The 18831-nt window shown below is 69.5% G+C and carries 16 protein-coding genes; 3 read left to right on the plus strand and 13 right to left on the minus strand.

Annotated features, from left to right (window positions below):
* Positions 1-225: 225 nt before the first annotated feature.
* The 3 genes from HHX40_RS23060 to HHX40_RS23070 all read right to left on the minus strand — a co-directional run bounded on the left by HHX40_RS23060 (position 226) and on the right by HHX40_RS23070 (position 4478).
* Complete coding sequence (locus tag HHX40_RS23060; RefSeq protein ID WP_182882287.1) at positions 226-1248, minus strand: cellulose binding domain-containing protein; 1023 nt, start codon at positions 1246-1248, stop codon at positions 226-228.
* A 970-nt stretch (positions 1249-2218) separates the two neighbouring features.
* Positions 2219-2566, minus strand: coding sequence for a hypothetical protein (locus HHX40_RS23065; RefSeq protein ID WP_182882288.1), 348 nt, complete (start codon positions 2564-2566; stop codon positions 2219-2221).
* Between the two features lie 376 nt (positions 2567-2942).
* On the minus strand, positions 2943-4478 hold the full coding sequence (locus HHX40_RS23070) for an alpha/beta fold hydrolase (RefSeq protein WP_182882289.1): 1536 nt from the start codon (positions 4476-4478) through the stop codon (positions 2943-2945).
* Between the two features lie 298 nt (positions 4479-4776).
* Here HHX40_RS23070 and HHX40_RS23075 point away from each other — a divergent pair, with 298 nt between their 5' ends.
* A complete protein-coding gene (locus tag HHX40_RS23075) occupies positions 4777-5664 on the plus strand; it encodes a methyltransferase domain-containing protein (RefSeq protein ID WP_182882290.1) in 888 nt (295 codons plus the stop codon).
* Entirely contained in the window at positions 5665-6702 is a 1038-nt protein-coding gene (locus tag HHX40_RS23080) for an MBL fold metallo-hydrolase (protein WP_310738238.1), read from the plus strand.
* A 9-nt stretch (positions 6703-6711) separates the two neighbouring features.
* On the opposite strand, the gene HHX40_RS23085 is transcribed toward HHX40_RS23080, so the two are convergent.
* Both HHX40_RS23085 and HHX40_RS23090 read right to left on the minus strand, forming a co-directional pair.
* Positions 6712-7476, minus strand: a complete 765-nt coding sequence (locus HHX40_RS23085) for an SDR family NAD(P)-dependent oxidoreductase (protein ID WP_182882291.1) — start codon at positions 7474-7476, stop codon at positions 6712-6714.
* A gap of 34 nt (positions 7477-7510) precedes the next feature.
* Entirely contained in the window at positions 7511-8071 is a 561-nt protein-coding gene (locus tag HHX40_RS23090) for an NADPH-dependent FMN reductase (RefSeq protein ID WP_182875033.1), read from the minus strand.
* 85 nt (positions 8072-8156) lie between these two features.
* Between HHX40_RS23090 and HHX40_RS23095 the strand changes: the two genes are divergently transcribed.
* Complete coding sequence (locus tag HHX40_RS23095; RefSeq protein ID WP_182882292.1) at positions 8157-8615, plus strand: MarR family winged helix-turn-helix transcriptional regulator; 459 nt, start codon at positions 8157-8159, stop codon at positions 8613-8615.
* A gap of 104 nt (positions 8616-8719) precedes the next feature.
* On the opposite strand, the gene HHX40_RS23100 is transcribed toward HHX40_RS23095, so the two are convergent.
* From HHX40_RS23100 to HHX40_RS23135, 8 genes are read right to left on the minus strand one after another with little or no spacing between them, the layout of a single operon-like run.
* The gene (locus HHX40_RS23100; protein WP_310738239.1) at positions 8720-10522 is read right to left on the minus strand and encodes an ABC transporter ATP-binding protein; all 1803 of its coding nucleotides are present in this window, start codon (positions 10520-10522) and stop codon (positions 8720-8722) included.
* Entirely contained in the window at positions 10519-12453 is a 1935-nt protein-coding gene (locus tag HHX40_RS23105; protein WP_182882293.1) for an ABC transporter ATP-binding protein, read from the minus strand. Before HHX40_RS23105 ends, HHX40_RS23100 begins: the two co-directional genes overlap by 4 nt.
* A gap of 57 nt (positions 12454-12510) precedes the next feature.
* Positions 12511-13575, minus strand: a complete 1065-nt coding sequence (locus HHX40_RS23110; protein WP_182882294.1) for a threonine aldolase family protein — start codon at positions 13573-13575, stop codon at positions 12511-12513.
* Entirely contained in the window at positions 13572-14135 is a 564-nt protein-coding gene (cpt, locus tag HHX40_RS23115) for a chloramphenicol phosphotransferase CPT (RefSeq protein WP_182882295.1), read from the minus strand. The genes HHX40_RS23110 and cpt overlap by 4 nt, the downstream gene beginning before the upstream one ends.
* Positions 14132-14980, minus strand: a complete 849-nt coding sequence (locus HHX40_RS23120) for a TauD/TfdA dioxygenase family protein (protein WP_182882296.1) — start codon at positions 14978-14980, stop codon at positions 14132-14134. Before HHX40_RS23120 ends, cpt begins: the two co-directional genes overlap by 4 nt.
* A gap of 1 nt (position 14981) precedes the next feature.
* Positions 14982-16247, minus strand: coding sequence for an ATP-grasp domain-containing protein (locus tag HHX40_RS23125; RefSeq protein WP_182882297.1), 1266 nt, complete (start codon positions 16245-16247; stop codon positions 14982-14984).
* On the minus strand, positions 16244-17833 hold the full coding sequence (locus tag HHX40_RS23130; RefSeq protein ID WP_182882298.1) for an MBL fold metallo-hydrolase: 1590 nt from the start codon (positions 17831-17833) through the stop codon (positions 16244-16246). Before HHX40_RS23130 ends, HHX40_RS23125 begins: the two co-directional genes overlap by 4 nt.
* A gap of 1 nt (position 17834) precedes the next feature.
* The gene (locus tag HHX40_RS23135) at positions 17835-18824 is read right to left on the minus strand and encodes a class I SAM-dependent methyltransferase (RefSeq protein ID WP_182875040.1); all 990 of its coding nucleotides are present in this window, start codon (positions 18822-18824) and stop codon (positions 17835-17837) included.
* Positions 18825-18831 lie beyond the last annotated feature (7 nt).

Consider the following 18831-nt stretch of genomic DNA (forward strand, 5'->3'; position numbering starts at 1 on the left):
CAAACGCTGGGTGACCCGATGGAAGGCCGCCCTCAACGCCTTCGCCATCACCTTCGAAGGCCGCCTGACCCCAACCGCCCGATAGAACCAATCAAGACCGAGTTACACCGTTGATTGGACAGACCCTGGCCTTCTAGGGGCCGGCGCCGGGGCGGCGGGTCGTGGTACGGCGACGCCGGCGCCTGTTACGGCGCCGGAGCCGGTGAACCTTCGCCGGACAGCGCACTAGCTGGAAGGGGTGCGGATGCAGGCGGTGATGGGGGTGTTGTCGGCGCCGCTGGTGGTGGTGCCCTGGAGGCCGAAGGTGGTGGAGGCGTTGGGGGCCAGCGCTCCGTTGTAGCTCGCGTTCGTGATCGTGTACGGGTTGGCGAAGTCGTTGAGGCTGGCGTTCCAGACCCGGGTGATCTGCTGGCCGCCGGGGAAGGTGAGGGTGACCGTCCAACCGGTGGTCGCGGTGGTGCCGGTGTTGGTCACGACCACCTTCCCCTGGAACGCGCCGGGCCAGTCGCCGGCCGGGCTGTACACGGCCGTACAGCCCCTGGTCGGGCAGGCCGGGACGTAGACGGTGACCGGTGAGGTGAAGGCGGAGTAGTTGCCCGTCGCGTCACGCGCCCGCACCTGGAAGCGGTAGACCCCCACACCGGACTGGGTGAACGACGTGGTCGTCGTGGTGCCGGCCAGGGCGAACGTGCCGCCGGTGGCGCCGGGCGCACGCCAGATCTCGTATCCGATGACGCCCACGTTGTCCGTCGAGGCGGTCCAGATCAGCGTCACCGAGCCGCAGGTGACGGTCGCGGTCGGCGTACCTGGCGTCGTGGGCGGCTGCGGCTCCGGCGTCATCGTCGGGCAGGGGGGCAGCACGACCCGAACCGGCTCGGTGAAGGCGGAGGTGTTGCCGGCCGCGTCGCGTGCCCGCACCTCGTAAAAATACAGCCCCATGATGGGCTGGGTGTACGAGGTCGCCGAGGTCGTCCCGACCGGGACGAACGTGCCGCCGCTGTAGGGCGCGCCGTACACGTCGTAGCCGGTGACCCCCACATTGTCGGTGGAGGCGGTCCAGTTCAGCGTCACCGACAGGGGGTTGCATCCGACCGTGCTGCTCAGCCCGGTGGGAACCGTCGGCGGGGTGGTGTCGGCGAAGCGCGTGATCCGTGCGGGAGCCGTCGCCGCGAACGCGGGCGTGGTCACCACCAGCCCGGCCAGTGCGGTGAGCGCCGCGAGAACGATGGAGATGACTCGCCGTTGCATGGTGACTCCCTGGCGGCCAGGAGGCGGGGCGGGGCCTGCATACCGATCGACGCGCTACACAGACGGTAGAAGTGGGTGTCGCGGCCTGTCGCCAACGCGACCGGGCGGGTCGCGAAGATGCAGGTCGCGGATGCAACTTTCAGCCCGCCGGACCCGGACGGCACCGATCGGCGGGGCCCGCCCGTGCTGCCTGACTCGCACGACACCGGTCTGCGGGCGGCGCATCCACCGGGTGGCGAAATCCCGATCCCGGTCGAGGGTAAGCGGGCCCTGGGGGCTCCGGGGCATGCGCCGCCGCCCAAGTGCAGCACGACGATCGCCATGCAGTGGCCGGCCATCTGACGGGGTTGGGGGGCGATCGAAGGTCCGGGACTTCGTTCCTCAGCCCCGGCCCATCGGATGGCCGGGTTGCGGTAAGCGGCCGTTCCGGGGGTTATGGGTGACAGACGGGACGATCGGACAGATGAAGTAGTGCGAGTATGTCGGCAGAGTTCGCCTTTTTCGCCTACTGTTCGCCCATGCCCCTCAATCAACGAACGCGCCGCCTGCTGACGGGCCAGGTCACCCTCTCAAGGGGCACAGGTCTCGCTCTAATAGGTTTTGCCCTAGTTGTAGGCGGCTTATAGCGATCCACCTACGACTTGGTAGCGTCCGCCTCACGCTTGCCGAGGGACACGCCATGCTGAACGGGCCAGGCGTCAGCGGTTCCTTCCAGGCGGACAACGGTCTGACCGCCCTCGTCCCCGGAGAGTGCCATGGACCGATCGACGGGGCGCCCAGCATGGTCATGTGGCTTCGCTGTCCATAGCGTGCCGATTGTGGAATGCCTTGGCTGTACAGCCAAGGGGCCGGGCGAGAGCGGACTTTGGCGAACGTCTACGGACACTACATCTCCAGGTCTGAGCCGACAGAGCTTGATCGAATCGTTTCTGGTAATCCACAGCGTTCGAGTCCCCGGCGAGACTCCTATTCAGTCTTCACTCTCGTCAGAACCCGCCTGCACGTTGATGTGTCGCAGCGCAGCGCCGGACCGACGAGCATGCAGGTCGGCGTCCTGCAAAAGACCCGTGATCCTCCTCAGACGCTCACCAGCCTCGGCAAGCCGAGCCCCCGGGTCATCCCCGGTGTCATCGCTCAGGACATGCCGCTTCGGCAAGACTGCGACCTCGGCTCGCAGATGATCAGCCACGATGGCGGCCGCTTGGATCACCTTGCTCAGTAACTCTCCCGCCTCGTGTAACGCGGTCACCTCCATGGCGCGCCGTTCAATTGCGGCGTCCACGAGCTCACCGAAGCCGTTCAGGGTTTCTCCCGTCATGGGCATGATTTTGACCTATATCGGTAGCTCGCGCCGTCGGAGTAGCTCCACAGCTGTGACGCCGGGTTGCAGTCCAGGGTGATCCCGAGCCGTTCAGGGTGGATCGCGTATGCCCGTTGACACCCTCGCGCAGAAGCTTGAGTGGGAGGGCGGTGTCGGCGCGTTGATCGGGCCCGAAGTCCCGAAGGGGTCCCGGTAGCAAGGGAGCAGAATCCAACGAACCTGCCCCTGGCCAGGGGGTACTTGGGTTTGCTGGCCAGGGATACTTGGGTTTGGAGGGTGCCTGACAATCTCTGCTGCTGCGGTTCGTACTGGTTTCGGTGCGTTCGTGGAGGTGGGTGGGGGCGCTCGCTTGTTTCCATGCTCAGGCCGAGGGTCAGCTCGCGGGCTTGAGGCCCGGGCAGCCCGCGTCGATCCGGCCCGTCTCGAAGTACTTCACCACCTCGGCGGCGCACTCAGGCACCTTAGTGGTCGAGACGTGCACGTCGTCGGCCACCTTGTAGACGGTGCCACCGATGACGCGGCGGGTTTGCAGCGCCCAGTCGTAGACGGACATGTACTCGTACAGGTGCGCGGCCAGCACCAGCGATCCGCCGTTCCGCTTCAGCGTGGCCTGCCGCACCGGCAGCGGCCAGCCGGAGCACAGCGCGGTCGTGCCCCAAGAGCGGCCGGTCGCCGGAAGGCGCTTCTGGAGCCGCTGGTAGTCATGCCAGGCGGTGTCAAAACTCGGTCGGCTGCCGTCCTCGTTGCACGTGACCGCCCAGTTCATGGTCATGTTCGTCATTTCGGGCGTGCCGGGCAGAGGTGCTCTCATCTGGGCGCCGAGCAGCTCCTTGACGGTGGGCGGGGCGGTAGTGGCATTCGCCGTCCGCAGCTCGGAGAGGGCCTTGCCCGCGCGTGCCCACTCCGTCGAGTTGCGCCCGGCCAGGTTCGCGACGGCCGAGCCATCGATCGGCTGCGGCAGGTCGGTATAGGTCTTGGGATTCTTGTCGTACGTGGTGACGAGCTTCACCACCTGCTCACGCACCTGCGTGGCGGTGGTGCCCAAACCGTAGATCGCCTCACGGCGTGCCAGCCAGGTGGCCATGCGGCCGAAGTTGCGCTCGACCGCCGCCGCGCTCTCCTCGATGTGCCTGTCGAAACGGGTCCACGGCGGCGCTGGGCTGTCCAGGAAGACCCGTCCGGTGTGCATGGGGAACAGGCTCCGGTACGCAGCGCCCAGATAGGTGCCCCAGGAGAAACCGAGCAGGTTGAGCGTGCGGTCGCCCAGTGCGGTCCGTACCCGGTCCAGGTCCCTGGCCACGGTGTCGGTGGTGAGCTGCCGGAGGAAGTCCGGGTCGGAGTTCGCGCACTTCAGGTTGGCCGCGACTTGGGCGTCGTAGATCTTCCTGGCCGACTCCTTGGTCAGCGGGCCCGGCTTGTCCGGGCCTCTCGGGCCGGGCTCGCAGATGACCTTGGTGCTGTACCCGACCCCGCGGGGGTCGAAGCCGATGATGTCGTACCGCTCGTTCAGCTCGGCCATCTCATCGTTTCTGAGCGCGGCCCGCAGGATCGGGTCCAGATATCCACTGCCGCCCGGCCCTCCCGGCAGGATGGCGACAGTGCCCAGCCGGTGGTCCTCGTCCGAGGCGGCCAGCCGGGTCACAGCGATGTCGATCTTCGGCCCACCGGGGTCATCGTGGTTCAGCGGCGCGCTGACCGTCCCGCACTCCAGGCGTTTCATCAGGGTACGGAAGTTCGCGACGTGATCCTGCGTCACGCCCAGGCTCCGAATCACCTCGTCGGAGTAGGTGGGGCAGGACTTCCACGACACGCTTGGGCTGGAGACGGTGGTGGCGCCCGCCGCGGAAGGCTGCGCCCCCAGCGCCGTCAGGGCCAGCGTCAGTGCCGCCAACGATGTTCGGTTCGTCATGCGGACTATCCCTAACGCTGCGGGTGTTCAAAAGGCGTAAGGCCCAGCGCCTCCCCGACGCCGTCCGACACTGCCAAGTCATGGTCAATGCACCGAGGACAGCTACCTCGTTCAGGATGGCAGCCGCTTTGCCAGCCCTTCCAGAACGGATCGTTGTGCTCTGGGGGCACGTCACTACCCCTTCCGGCGCGTCGCGGTGCAGAACCGTGCTGCAGGACGTGCGGGGTTCGCCGGCTGTGTGAGATATCCCTCTCCCAGTGTCGTGGTGCTGGCGGTCTGGGGAGGTGACCATGTGGTGATGACCTCCTCGCCCCGCCCGCCGCACGTCGGCGGCCGACCGGATCTGACAGGCGGGACTACCGCGCCCGGCGGAGAGCCCGCCCGGGGGTACCTGCTGGACAACGCGCGCGCCGAGGCGGGCGAGCGATTCGTTTGGCTGGCCGAGCTGTTCGACGGTGTGACGCGGGGGCACTTCGATCGGCTGGGGGTCGGGGCCGGCTCGCGCTGCTGGGAGGTGGGGGCCGGTGGCCGCAGCATCCCGGAGGCGCTCGCGGCGGCCGTCGGTCCGACCGGGCACGTGCTGGCCACGGACATCGACCCGTCGTGGCTGGAGGCAGGCGACGGGTACGAGGTGCGCCGGCACGACGTCGCCGCTGATCCGCCCCCGGAGCCGGGGACGTTCGATCTGGTGCACGCCCGGCTCGTGCTGGTCCATGTACCCGACCGGGCTCGCGCGTTGGCCAACATGGCGGCGGCACTGCGGCCCGGCGGCTGGCTGCTGGTCGAGGACGCCGACACCGCTCTGCAGCCGCTGGCATGCCTGGACGACAGCGGCCCGGCGCAGCGGCGGGCCAACCGGCTGCGCGACGCGGTCCGGGAACTGCTGACGCGCCGCGGCGCGGACCTGCGTTACGGCCGGACGCTGCCGCGGGCACTGCGTGAGGCCGGCTTGGTGGATGTCGCCGCGGCGGGCTCTTTCCCGGTCGCCGGGCCGGCCTGCGACCGGCTGGAGGCGGCGACCATCCGGCACGTGCGCGGCGAGCTGCTCGCGGCCGGCCTGGCCGACGACGCCGAGATCGACGCGCACTTGGCCGCCATCCACGCGGGAGAACTCGACCTGACACTCGCGCCGCTGATCTCAGCCTGGGGACGCCGCCCAGACGGCCACCCGCCGGCACGCGGTTAGGTGCGGATCCATTCCGACCTGCCCACCGCGCTGTTCGTCGAGGAGATTCTCGGGCCGCAGGAGCAGCCCATACGTGAGACACCCTCGATGGCGGGGCTGATCGGGCACCCCGACCTCGTTCGCTTCGCTCCTACTGCTTGCAATCTGCCACTACCCGGTACTACCGTCGCGGCGAGCGGTTGCAAATCACAAGCGGGAGGGGCCACCGTGCTGAGGCAGGTCGCGGACGGTGTGCTGGTCCACGAGAGCGAGTTCCTCCAGAGCAACGCCGTTGTCGTGCAAGGCCGCACCGGAGTGCTGCTCATCGACCCCGGGGTGCAGGACCACGAACTGGCCTGCCTCGCGAACGACCTGTCCCGTTCGGGCCGGACCGTTGTGGCAGGCTTCTCGACGCATCCTCACTGGGATCACCTGCTCTGGCACGCCCAGTTCGGCACGGCCCCTCGTTACGGCACGGCCCGCTGCGCGGCCGCTGTCCGGAAGCAGCTGTCCGACCCGGATGCGAAGGCGCGCATCACCGCCCACCTGCTCCCGACGGGCATCGCCGAGCGGGTGCCGCTGGACCTGCTCGGCCAGATCACCGCCCTGCCCGCCGGGACGGCGCGGATTCCATGGGACGGCCCTCAGGTCCGGATCATCGAGCATCAAGCGCACGCACCGGGCCATGCGGCGCTTTTCGTCGAAGAACGCGGGGTTCTCGTCGCCGGCGACATGCTCTCTGACGTCCTGATTCCGATGCTCGACTTCGCCGACACCGCCGACCCGATCGAGGACTACCTCGCTGCGCTGCGGCTGCTCGACGGCGTGGCGGGCGACGTCGACGTCCTCGTCCCCGGCCACGGGTCGGTCGGCGATGAGGTACGCGCACGGATCGACCAGGATCGGGCGTACGTGCACGCCTTGCGTGACGCCCATGTTCCCGGCGACCCTCGGGTCGGCCCGTCGGCCAAGCCCGGCTGGGAGTGGGTGAGCGATGTGCACGACGGGCAAGCCGGGCGTCTCGCCAGAAGAAACAAGCGCGACGGGACGCCCGGCTAGCCGTACCGGCTACCAGGCGGTCGCGCCGCCGTCGGCCGCGTAGTTGGCGCCCGTGATGTACGCCGCCCGGTCGGAGGCGAGGAAGGCCGCCAGCTCGACGATCTCCTCCGGCCGGGCGAAGCGCTTGAGGAGCGTCTTGCGGGTTATCGCGTCCCTGGCGGCCTGGTCGTCGCCGAGATCGCGGTCACTCGCCGGGGTGAGGACCGGCCCGGGGCTGATCGCCACCGCGCGGATCCCGTGGCGCGCGCCTTCGAGCGCGAACTGCCGGGTCATGCCGATGACCCCGGCGTTCGCCGCGCTGTGCGCGACCATCGGGGGGACCTCGCCGGCGATCGTGCCGGCCATGGACGCGACGTTGATGATGACGCCGCCGCCCCGCCGGACCAGGTACGGCCAGGCGAACTTCGACACGAAGAAAGGAATGTCGAGTTCGCCGGCGATGGTCGCCCGCCAGTCCTCGACCGAGAAACCGGGCATCGGCCCGAAGCGGGGCATGGCCGCGTTGTTGTAGACGACGTCGAGCCCGCCATAGGCCGCCACGGCCTCGTCGACCAGCCGCCGCGCCTGTTCCGGATCGGTGAGGTCGACGGGCGCGACGCCCGTCATGTCGCCTCCGGCGCGACGGACGAGTTCCACCGTCTCGTTGTTGGCGTCGACCTGGATGTCGCACCCGACGACCTTCGCGCCTTCTCGCGCGAAGACCAGCGACGCGGCCCGGCCCTGACCTCCGGCGGTGCCGGTGATCAGCACCACCTTGCCGTCAAGCGTTCCCATCGAGTTCCTCCTGATCCCCGTGTTCCGTACGAACTCACCGGGCGCGCATCGGCGCGAGCGCCGTGCTCCACGCCACGACCTGGTCCAACATTGCGGTGAGCGACTGAAGCTGGAACTCGTTGGGCGTGAACACGCTGAAATCCTTGAAGTCGGTGAAGAGCGACAGCGCCACCTGGGCCCGTACGTCGGCCATCTGGAGCTCACCGGCGATCAGGCGCAGGTGTTCCACCGCACGGGTGCCGCCGACCGAGCCGTAGCTGACGAAACCGACGGCTTTGTTGTTCCACTCGCCGTACAGGAAGTCGATGGCGTTCTTCAGCGCCCCCGACGTCGAGTGGTTGTATTCCGGCGTCACCATGACGAACCCGTCGAACGAGGCGATCTTGCCGGCCCACGCGATCGTGTGCGGCTGCGTGTACTGGCCCAGCGACGGCGGCAGCGCCTCGTCGAGGTGCGGGAGTTTGTAGTCGAGCAGGTCGACGAGCTCGAACTCCGCGTCGGTCCGCTGCGCGGCGACCTGGTGCACCCAGCGGGCGACGGCCTCCCCGTTGCGGCCGGGGCGGGTGCTGCCGAGGATGATCCCGATTCTGGTCATGACGATCTCCACTTCCAGCGAGAAATACTTGCTTCGCGAAGGAAGAGTATGGGTACTTCGTTCGTGAAGCAAGTAGAATGTGACCATGACTACATCGCGGCCGGTGCGGCCGCTGACCGCCGACGAGGACGCGTTGGTCCGCGCGCTCCCCCGCCTGATCTATGCGCTGCCCCGCGCCATCGACGCCGACATGGTGCGCGAACAGCAGTTGCCGCTCATCGAGTGGACCGCCCTGATGCGGTTGTCGGAGGCGCCGCAGCGGCGGATGAGGATGGGTGAGCTCGCGGTCGCCTGCGAGCTCTCCCTGAGCGGGATGACCCGCATCGTCACCGTCCTGGAGCGGCAGGGCCTGGTCGAACGGGTCAGGTGCGACGACGACGCCCGCGGGTTCAACGCCGTCCTCACCGACGCCGGCCTCGCCCGCCTGGAACAGGCGTGGCCGAGCAACCTGGCCAGCGTGCGCCGGCACTTTCTCGACCACCTCGAAGGCGTCGATCTCGCGCGCCTCGCCAGTGCGATCCAGAACGTCGCGGGTAACGCCTGACGCGGAGCTCGGGCCGCGCCACGTGAGCACCGCGCCTGCGCACGCCGCGCCGTCATGGGCCGCTCCCGGGTTGCGGTACGGGACCGTTGACGCGGCAGAACCGCTCAGTTCGCCGTGTACGCCCTGGCCTGGATGCCGTAGAGATCGGCGTAGCGCCCGCCGAGCGCGAGGAGTTCGGCGTGCGTACCGGCCTCCATGATCCGGCCTGCGCCGAAGACCAGGATCTGGTCCGCTCCGGCGATCGTGGAGAACCGGTGCGAGACGATCACGGTGACGGCTCCCGTCCGCGCGGCCAGCTCCCGCGCGCGGACCATGTACCGCTCCAGGATGGCGCCCTCGCTCGGCGCGTCCAGCGAGGCGGTCGGCTCGTCGAGGACGAACAGCAGGGGGCCCTGACGCATCGACGCGCGCGCGAGCGCGGTCTTCTGCCATTGGCCCCCGGAGAGTTCGACGCCTCCGAAGAGCCGGCCGAGCTGCGTGTCCATCCCGTTCGGCAGGCGCCTGACGAGCCCGTCCGCGTCCGCGGCCGCAACGGCGTCGGCCAGGCGCCCGGCGGCATCGGCGTGGGGCAGGTCGCCGAGCCCGACCGTCTCGGCGAACCGGATGCGGAACCTCCCGAAGTCCTGGAAGGCCGCACTGCACCGCGACCGCCACTCCTCGGTGTCCAGGTCGGACAGATCGGTGCCGTCGACCCGGATCGTGCCGGCGTCCGGGGTGTAGAACTTGGTCAGCAGCTTCACCAGCGACGTCTTGCCGGAGCCGAACTCGCCGACGATCGCCACCACCGAACCGGCCGCGAGGTGGAAGCTCACGTCGTCCAGCACCGGGCGAACCGTGCCCGGGTAGGTGAAGGTCACGCCCTCGAAGGCGATGCCGTCGCGCAGAACAGCGGGCGCCGGCAGCCGCTGCCCGGTCTGCCGGTGCCGCGCGACGTAGTCGCGCAGCCACAGGTATGGCTCGACGTAGGTGCCGGCGTTGAGTGCGACGCCCGCCCGGACCAGCGCCGACTGGACCGAGTCGCGCAGGGCCACCGCGACGGTGAGGGTGAGCACCACGTCGCCCGCGCTCGCCCGACCGGTCGCGGCGAGACGCAAGACGAGGACGAGTCCGGCGGTGAAGCAGAGGCTGAACATGAGCCAGCCGCCCAGTCGCCATCCGGCCGAACGCAGCCGTGCCGCCGTACGGCGGACCACCGCCTCGTCCCACGCGGCTCGCTGCCGCCGGGCGAGCTCTCCGCCGACGCCGGCGACCCAGATCTCCTTGCTCGTGGCAGCCTGCGTGGCCAGCGTGAAGAGGTGCCGCTGCAGCCGGAACGACTCGGCGGTATCGGTCTCCGCCCGGGCCACGCCACGCTGACCGTGCTGGTCGAGCGCCAACGCGACCCCTGCCGCGACGAGCAGCGGCAGCAGGACAGGGCTGACCGTACCGAGCAGCAGCATGAGAAGGAGCAGGCGCAGCCCGGCGAACACGACGTCGATCACGCTCCACAGCCCGTGCGTGAGCTTCCACGACGCGTGGTCGAGCACGGTCACCCGGTCGAGGAAGTCGCTGTGCTCCAGGTGTTCGAGCGTCTCCACCGACGCCAGGAAGCGCTGGATCCTCGGTTCCAGGTGCAGCTGCGCCACGGAATCCGCGACGATCACGGACAGGTGGGTCTCCAGGCTCGGGCCGAGCACCGTCGCCGCGGCCGCGAGGGCGGCGCAGCCGGCCATGACCATGGCCTCCGTCGAGTGCCCGGCGAGAGCCTGGTCGATGACCGCGCGGGTGGACAGCGCCAGCGCGGCGGTGGTGCACGCCGAGACGAGTTTGAGGCCCAGCAGCATGACGACCTGCGGTCGGTCGGCTCGCCACGAGAGGGCGAACAACTCACCCCACAGCCGTACGGAACTCCATCGGCGCGAGCTCACGAGATCTCACCGTCCTCGGCGCAGTCGTTGTAGCCCTGCCGGAATCGCTCCGCCTGGATGTTGAACAGGTTCGCGTAGACCCCGTCGGCCGCCATCAACTGCGCGTGGCTGCCGGACTCGGTGACCCGTCCGCGGTCTATCAGCACGATCCGGTCCGCCTGCCGCACCGTGGAGAGGCGGTGCGAGATGAGCACCACGGCGGCGTCACCCCGGTACGTGGCCAACCGGTCGAAGACCTCGAACTCGGTCTGCACGTCGAGGTGGGCGGTCGGCTCGTCCAGAACCAGGACGCGCGCTCCCGTACGCATGGCGTAGAGGGCGCGGGCGAGCCCCACCTGCTGCCACTGCCCGCCTGACAGGTCCACTCCGCCCCGGCGGGTCCGGGCGAGCGGGGTGTCCCACCCCAGGGGGAGGCGGTCCACCACCGCGTCCAGCCCCGCGGCCAGGCCGGCGGCCTCCACGGCGTGGCGGTCCGGCGGGACACGCGAACTGCCCAGCGCCACGTTGTCCGCGACCGACAGGTGGTAGCGGACGAAGTCCTGGAAGACGACCGACAGATGCCGCCGCCACCTGTCGAGGCCGATGTCGCGGATGTCGGCGCCGTCATAGGTGATCCGGCCGCCGGTCGGCTCGTAGAGGCCGGCCAGGAGTTTGACGAGCGTCGACTTCCCGGCGCCGTTGAGACCGACCACCGCGAGCAGCTCCCCCGGCCGGATCTCCAGGTCCAGTCTGTCGATGACGGCGCGGTCGCTGCCGGGATAGGTGAAGCTGACCTCCTCGAACCGCACCGTGCGAGCCTGCGGCTCCGTGCCCACCCGCTGCGCCGTCCGCCCCGGCGCTCCCGCGTCCGAAGCGCCCGAAGCGCCCGAAGCGCCTGCAGCGTCGGAAGCCGCTGGGGGTACGGAGGCCGGCGGCACGTCAAGCGCCTCGCGCAGGCGGTCGGAGGCGTTGAGCGCGCTGACGGCGCCGAGCACATCCCGCGGGTCACCCCAGAAGGTGCGGTAGATCACCGCGCTCGCCGATATCGCCGCGGTGCCGGCCGCCAGCGACACACGCCCGGTCGCGGCCAGGTACGCCGCCGAGACCATCGCGGCCGCCAGCGGACCGACGACCATCGGCGCCAGCAGCCGGTGCCGGGTCAGCGATGCGCGCTGATGAGCCCAGACCGGCGCGTACTGCTCGCGCGTGTGGTGCAGCTGGCGCCGCACGACGTGCTCGCCGAGGCCGAAGATGCGCACTTCCTTCGCCGGTCCGGCGTCGAGGTTCGCGTCACTCCACACCCGGCGGCGGTGGTACTCGGTCTGACCGCCCCGCCACAGGACGAACCATCGGTCGATGTCACGACTGCTCAGCCACTGCACCGCGATCGCCGGAAGCACGAGCAGCGGGACGAGCCACCACGCGCAGACGGCGAGAACGACGGACGTACTGGCCAGCGTGAGGGCACGGCCGACCATGACCACGAGCGCGACGGCACCCGCGCCTGGGGTCCGTTCCGTCCAGTTGCGCGGATCGGCACGGGCGAGTTCGACGTGACCCTGCACGGACGGCCGTTCCAGCGCGGCGATCGTGCGGCCGGTCGAGACGCGGCGGCTCAACTCGGACCGGTAGGCACCGTCCAGCCGAAACGCCACGAGGTAGTGCAGCGGCTCCTTCGCGGAGTCGATCAGGTTGCCGACGAGCATGACCCCGACCAGCGCCGCGGCCGGGAGCGTCAGCGCGCCGAGGCCGGCGGCACCCTCGCCCAGGGCCGCCACGAGGCGGCCGACCAGGAGCCCGAGAGCCGCGGCGGCGGCCGCGGGCGACAGGCTCTCGACGATCGTGACCACCACGAGGCCCCCGACCGGCAACGGGCCGGCGGCTCGCAGCATCTTCAGCAGACGCAGGCGTACCAGCACCTGCTGCCGCGCGGACCCCCATGTCACAGGCATGTCAATCAATCCTCTCGGCGACACCGCGGGCCACGACCGAGATCCCCGACAGGGTGACTAGCCGGCCAGCTCCTCGCGGATCACTTCGACGAACGCGTCCACGTCGGCCTCGGTCGTGTCGAACGCGGTCATCCAGCGCGCCTCGCCCGGGAGGCGGCCCGAGTCGTAGAACCGCACCCTCTTACGGATGCGGTCCGCCGCCTCCCGGGGCAGGACGGCGAACACGGCGTTGGTCTGCGTCGGCTGGCTGAAGCGGAGTCCGCTGATCTCGCCGGCGGCCAGGCGCTCCTCCAGCGCCGCCCGCAGCCGCGCCGCCATCTCGTTGGCCCGGCTCGCCAGGCGCAGGTGCAGATCGCCGTCGAGCAGCGCGATGAACTGCGCGCTGACGAAACGCATCTTCGAGGCCAGTTGCATGTGCTGCTTGCGCAGGTGAGCGAGCCCGCTCACGGCCCCCGGACTGAGCACGACGACCGCCTCGCCGAAGAGCATGCCGTTCTTGGTGCCCCCGAAGCTGAGGACATCGACCCCCGCATCCGTGGTGAAATCCCGCAACGGGACACCCAGGGCGGCCGCCGCATTGGATACGCGCGCACCGTCCATGTGCACGGTCATGCCCTTGGCATGGGCGTGGTCGGCGATCTCCCGGATCTCCTCGACGCTGTACAGCGTGCCGAGTTCGGTGCTCTGAGCGATGCTCACGGCCAGGGGCTGCGCACGGTGTTCGTTGCCCCAGCCCCACGCCTCGCGGTCGATCGCCTCGACGGTGAGCTTTCCGCCGGGCGCGTCGACGGTCAGCAGCTTGAACCCGCCGACCCGTTCCGGCGCGCCGCTCTCGCTGTTGTGCAGGTGTGCGCTGTCCGCGGCGATGACGGCTCCCCATCGGGGAAGCATGCCGGTCAGAGCCGTGATGTTCGCACCCGTGCCGTTGAAGACGGGGAAGACCTCGGCCTGCTCGCCGAATTGCGCACGCATCACCTCGATCAGGTGCGCGGTGTAGACGTCCTTGCCGTAGGCCCTCTGGTGGCCTCCGTTCGCCTCCACGACGGCGGCGATCACCTCGGGGGGCACGCCCGCGCAGTTGTCGCTGGCGAATCCGCGGTCGTTCTCGTCGTGACGTCTCATGCGCGGACGGTGCCGGCGCGCGCGGCCTCGGACATGTACGCCATGACGGCCCGCGCGCACTCCAGCGACTCGGCACGGCCGGTGTCGACCTCCACGTCGTAGACGACGCCCTCGTGTACGACCTCGGCCTGCGACACCGCCATTCCGATCACCCGGTCTCCGCGTGCGATCTCCCTTTCCGCCGCGATCTCCGGGGCGCAGCGCACGCCGACCCACAGCACGTCGAGGCCTTCGAGGTACCGCCGGGTGCGCTCCTGGGAGACACCGCCCCCGAGGAACACCTCGTCGAGGATGATCCGTGCCCCGGCTTTGGCCATCGCGGCGATGCCGCGCATCCAGGCGTCCTGCAGCCGCATGAACTCGTCGCCGACGTTGACCTCGCCGTTGGGCCCGAAGGTCAGTCCGGACTCCGACTCCAGCATCGAAGGCGGCAGCCGCTCGATCAGGTCGTCGACGCCGAAGCTGATCCACGGGTCCGGCAGGATCTCCTTGAGGCGGCGCACCATCGTGGATTTACCCGCGCTGGATCCACCGTTGAGCACGATGACCTGGGTCGTCACTGGATGGGTTCGCCTTCCAAGAGAATGCGCTCCATCTTTCGTATGTGCGGGCGGTAATCGGATACAGCATAGTGCTGGGCGCGAAGATTGTCCCAGATCGCGACGTCTCCTGCCTCCCACTGGACGCGGCACTGGAATTCCGGCCGCCAGGCCAGCAGGTGCACCATGTCGAGAATGCGCCGGCTCTCCTGCTCCTCCAGGCCCTCGATGCGGATCGCGGAGGATTTGTTGGAGAACAGCACCTTCTCCCCCGAAGACGGATGCGTGAACACGAGCGGGTGCGTCTGCGGTGGATATTTCTGGCGTATCCGGCCGCGTGTCTCGTCGTCGGCGAAGGCGGAGGAATAGATCCGCATCCAGTCGTGGACCACCCGCAACTCGTCCAGTTCCGATCGCAACTCATCGGACAACGATCGGTAGGCCGCGCCCATGTCCGCCCAGCAGGTGTCGCCACCCCACGGCGGGATCTGCACCGCCCGCAGGATCAGGCGGCCCGGAGGCACCCTGCGCCAGTACAGGTCGCTGTGCCAGACGTTGAGATTCCCCGTGTGCTTCTCGTCGTGATAGATGCCGGTGATCTCCGGATATTCGTGATAGGGCTGAAACGGCGAGATCCCATGGACCACCGGATCGTCCTCGGAGATGAACGGATGCGCCTCCGGCCGGCCGATCCGCCTGGCCACTTTCGCGAAGGCGTGCCGGTCGAGGTGCTGCTGCTTGAAAACCACGACCTTGTGCCGCCGGAGCAGCTCGTCCACAAAGGCGCCGAGTTCCGGATCGGCCGGATCCAGCCGGTACCCGTCGACGGCGACGCCCAGATAGGTTCCCAACCGCCTGGTGTTCATGTCAGTCTCCCGTCACGCTGACCGAGTAGGTCGCGGCGATCTTCTTCATGTCGTTCTCCACCGCCGCGGCCGACTCGCCGAGTACGACGAACCTGCCGGCGGTGTTCCACACGTCCGAGGACCCGTCGAGCACGTCGCCCACCGCGGGGACGGCGGACCACGCCACCGAGCCGGGCAGGTCGCCGAGCCCGCGGACCTCGACGACCCGGCATCTCCGGGCCTCGTCCAGCGGCACGAACATCCATCCGGACGCCGGCAGGCCTGGGTGGCGGTGCGTCTCCGGCGGTCCCGCCAGCTCCGACGGCCCGCCGGTGCACGCCAGCACGGCCTCCCGGGGCAGGTCCACGCCGTAGCTGGTGCGGTGGTGGACCGGGACGCCGGCGCCGCCGAACCGGTTGCCGATCTCCAGGAACACGATCTCGTCGTCGGGGGTGTGGAACAGCTCCAGATGGAAGACGCTGTCGGTGAGCCCGAGGGTCCGGAGGACCGTCTCGGCGAAAGTGAACATCCGCGTCGCCAGCGCCCGGTCGTCCAGCACCACCGAGATCATCGGCTTGCGCTCGTGCTGGAACGCGAAGGCGGTGGTGACGTACCTGGACGGGCACAACCAGCGGACCACGCCGTCGCGGACGACACCGTCGAGGTGGAACACCGAGCCCTCGACGAACTCCTCGGCCTCGTACCGCTCGCCGATGCCGCCGGCCTCGGCGAGCGCGAGCAGTTCCCCGGCGCCCTCAAGAATCCGTACGCCGAGGCTCGCGGCCTGGCTCCGCGGCTTCACCACGATCCGGCCGGGCACCTGGCGGGCGAAGCGCGCGAGGTCCTCGCGGGGGGTGTCCGGACCGAGCGGCAGGAAGCGCGGCACCCGCACCCCGGCCTGGGCCAGCACCCGCTTCATCCCCACCTTGTCCCGGCACAGCCGCGCGGTCCGCGGGCTCGTGCCGCCGACGCCGAGGTGCTCGCGCAGGCGCGCCGCGGGCAGCGTGGTGTGTTCGTAGAGCCCGATGACGCCGGCGGGCGGGCCGAACTCGCCGGCCAGTTCGCGGGCGAGTTCGCAGATGCGGCCGGAGGCGCGGTCGTACGCGTCCAGGTCCCGGGAGTCCAGGTCCAGCGGTGCGATCCGCGCGAACCGGCCCGCCACCTCCGCGGGGAGGCGGGCCGCGCTCCCCCTCGACATCACCGCCGTCACGGTGTGGAGGTCGAAGTCCACCGCGTGCGCCTCGGCGGCGTGGAACCCGACGCAGATGACGTGTCCTCCGGTGGTCATGACCGCAACCTGAGCGACTCGCGCAGGTAGAGGTGCTTGGCCGTGCCACCGAGCGCGTTGACGTAGTCGACGAGTTTGCCGCTGTCGACCATCGCGGGGTGGCTTTCGTCGTAGTCCACGCACATCACCGCGCCCAGCCAGGGCTCCTGGCCCATGGCGTACACGTAGACCCTGGACGCCCCCAGCGCGTCGACTATCGCCGCCGCCTGTTCGAAGTTGCTGCCCCGCAACCGCCGCCCCGCGTCGATCCTGCGTTCCAGCCGCTCGGGGAACAGCGGCCCGTAGAGCCAGCTGACCGGGGCGCCGACGCTCTCCATCCCGATGAACACCGTGTCCACCTTGCCCACCGCCGCGGCGACCTGCGGATAGAGCTGCGGCGAGATGTTGGTGGAGTCCGCGGCGAACAGGACCCGGCTGCCGTCGAGGTCCAGCAGCCAGCCGGACTTGGTGCGGATCCTGATGTCGCCGTGCTCGCCGAGGAACGGCAGAGCGGTGATCGTCCCACCGGGCGTCTCCAGCGTTTCGAGGTCGTCCAGCTCGACGACGTCGTGGAAACCCAGCACGCGGAGTATTCGCCGCAGGTCCGGGTCGACGAGGCTCGAATGGGAGGATTTCGCGATGACCACCCGGCCCACCCGGTTCCTGATCCTCAGCAGGGTCTCGAGCAGCATGTGGTCCTGGTGGTTGTGCGTGATCAGCACGTAGTCGATGTGCTCGGGAAGGTCGTCGAAGGTGAACCGGCCCGGCGCGCCCCCCGAGTAGCCGCCGTAGCTGATCACGGGGTCGACCAGGAACGAGACACCTCGATGACGGACGTACACGCACGCGTGGCCGACGTACTCGATGACGTCGCCGGTCGGACGGACCGGCGGCTCCCCGTCCTGCTCGAAGAACGTGCGGAAGACCTCGGCGCGCTCGCCTGCCAGGCCGAGCCCGGCGACGACCCGGTCCAGCTCCTCGGTGGTGAGCCCGCCCCGGAACACCGCGTCGAGCAGCTCGGAGTCCAGCGGGACGGTGACCAGCACCTGCTCCGGGCCGTACTCCAGCACGGGGGTCGTCAGCGCGAACTCCCGGGTGTCCTGGTGGACGACGGAGAACCTGACCTGCTGGTAGCCGCTGTCGAAGTAGCGGGACGAATACAGGAGAGGTTCGATGAACCGGTAGTCCGGGGTGCGGTTGTCCCGTCCGTAGAACATCTCCACACGGCCGGCCAGCGGCTCCGGCAACCGCTGGTAGGCGTCCTCCATCGAGGCACCGGTCTGCGCGGGGAGGATCGTCTTCTCGAATTCGTCGATGGCGGCGGCGAGTTCCGTCAGCGGCGCGTACCGCTCGGCCGCGGCGTCGTACCACCGCTTGATGGCCTCGTACGAGCCGTCCCGTTCGTGGACGAACGGACCGCCTCGGAAGCGGGCCTGCTTCAGCGCCGTCCGGTGTGCCTGCGGGTTGGCCAGGTACGACTCCACCAGCGGCCGGTAGTGGTTCTGCCAGTACTTGGCGAGCGTGTGCGGCGGCAGCAGGTACGACCAGGCGTACCACCCGGCGACCGCGGGCTCCGCGATCACGTTCCCCTTCAAGGACAGCGTCATGTCAGTCTCCGCGCTCGCAGATGTAGTACTGGAACAGGTAGTCGTCGGCCCGCGCGACGGTCTGCGTCACCCGTAGCCCGGCGTCCGCCAGGTCGGCGGCGTCCACCAGAAGAGGACTGTGGCCGAGCAGGACCATCAGCCCGCCCGGCCGCAGGGTGCGGACCAGTCCCGGCAGGATCTCCCGGGCCCGGGCGGTGGAGACGACCTCGGAGTTGAGGAATCGGCTGAACAGGATGTCCACGCTGGCAGGGGCGACCGCGGGCCGCATCGCGTCCTCGTGGAACACGCGCTCGATGTGCTTGCCGGCGAAGTCGACCATCTGCCTGCTCAGATCCTGGCCGACGGTGCGGATGCGGGCCGGGTTCAGGGCCGCGAAGTCGCGCAGGAACCGGCCGGTGGAGCACGCCGGGTCGTAGGCGAGGACGTCCGCGTCCAGACAGGCGAACCGCGGCTCGAAGACCTCCCTGGTGTACCGCCGGATGTGCTGCTCGCCCAGAGCGAGAAACGCGGCGCGTTCGTCGCTGACCAGCCAGCCGTCCGGCGGGCTGGTCTTCTCGCGGCCCGGATCTCGCTGCTTGCCGAACGGATGCACGATTTCGGTCAGCGGGGTGATCAGGTCGAACGCGGTCCGGCGCGCGGCGACGTCGAGCGGCCGGAACACGACCCGCGCGTCCTCGTCGGACACCCGCACGGAGTCGACCAGCCCGACCACGTTGAACCAGTAGATCCGGCTGCAGAACACGCCCGGCATGTTCGCGTCGACGACGTAATCGGAGATGGTCTTGTAGCCCGCATACCATCCGCGGCCTTCGAGCCGGAAAAGGAAAAGCCGCTCAGGATATCCGGTCAATTTCTCCCGCAACTGGCAGCCGCCGGGGCCCTGCCATCGGGAGAAATCACCCCGCATCAGGTCGGCTCTGGCGCCGAGCTCGCGGTCGACGAAGGCCGGGTCCAACGGCTCACCCGGCTTCCAGCTCAGGTCGCGGTCCATCAGTCAA

The organism is Microbispora sp. H10949, assembly GCF_014161435.1.
GTDB lineage: Bacteria > Actinomycetota > Actinomycetes > Streptosporangiales > Streptosporangiaceae > Microbispora > Microbispora triticiradicis.

Excerpts from the sequence above, each read along its gene's own strand:
- HHX40_RS23090 (WP_182875033.1), bottom strand. The coding sequence starts at position 8,071 with ATGACCAGAATCGGGATCATCCTCGGCAGCACCCGCCCCGGCCGCAAC.
- HHX40_RS23105 (WP_182882293.1), bottom strand. The coding sequence starts at position 12,453 with ATGCCTGTGACATGGGGGTCCGCGCGGCAGCAGGTGCTGGTACGCCTG.
- HHX40_RS23075 (WP_182882290.1), top strand. The coding sequence starts at position 4,777 with ATGACCTCCTCGCCCCGCCCGCCGCACGTCGGCGGCCGACCGGATCTG.
- HHX40_RS23110 (WP_182882294.1), bottom strand. The coding sequence starts at position 13,575 with ATGAGACGTCACGACGAGAACGACCGCGGATTCGCCAGCGACAACTGC.
- HHX40_RS23060 (WP_182882287.1), bottom strand. The coding sequence starts at position 1,248 with ATGCAACGGCGAGTCATCTCCATCGTTCTCGCGGCGCTCACCGCACTG.
- HHX40_RS23085 (WP_182882291.1), bottom strand. The coding sequence starts at position 7,476 with ATGGGAACGCTTGACGGCAAGGTGGTGCTGATCACCGGCACCGCCGGA.
- HHX40_RS23135 (WP_182875040.1), bottom strand. The coding sequence starts at position 18,824 with ATGGACCGCGACCTGAGCTGGAAGCCGGGTGAGCCGTTGGACCCGGCC.
- HHX40_RS23095 (WP_182882292.1), top strand. The coding sequence starts at position 8,157 with ATGACTACATCGCGGCCGGTGCGGCCGCTGACCGCCGACGAGGACGCG.
- HHX40_RS23065 (WP_182882288.1), bottom strand. The coding sequence starts at position 2,566 with ATGACGGGAGAAACCCTGAACGGCTTCGGTGAGCTCGTGGACGCCGCA.
- HHX40_RS23120 (WP_182882296.1), bottom strand. The coding sequence starts at position 14,980 with ATGAACACCAGGCGGTTGGGAACCTATCTGGGCGTCGCCGTCGACGGG.
- HHX40_RS23070 (WP_182882289.1), bottom strand. The coding sequence starts at position 4,478 with ATGACGAACCGAACATCGTTGGCGGCACTGACGCTGGCCCTGACGGCG.
- HHX40_RS23130 (WP_182882298.1), bottom strand. The coding sequence starts at position 17,833 with ATGACGCTGTCCTTGAAGGGGAACGTGATCGCGGAGCCCGCGGTCGCC.
- HHX40_RS23125 (WP_182882297.1), bottom strand. The coding sequence starts at position 16,247 with ATGACCACCGGAGGACACGTCATCTGCGTCGGGTTCCACGCCGCCGAG.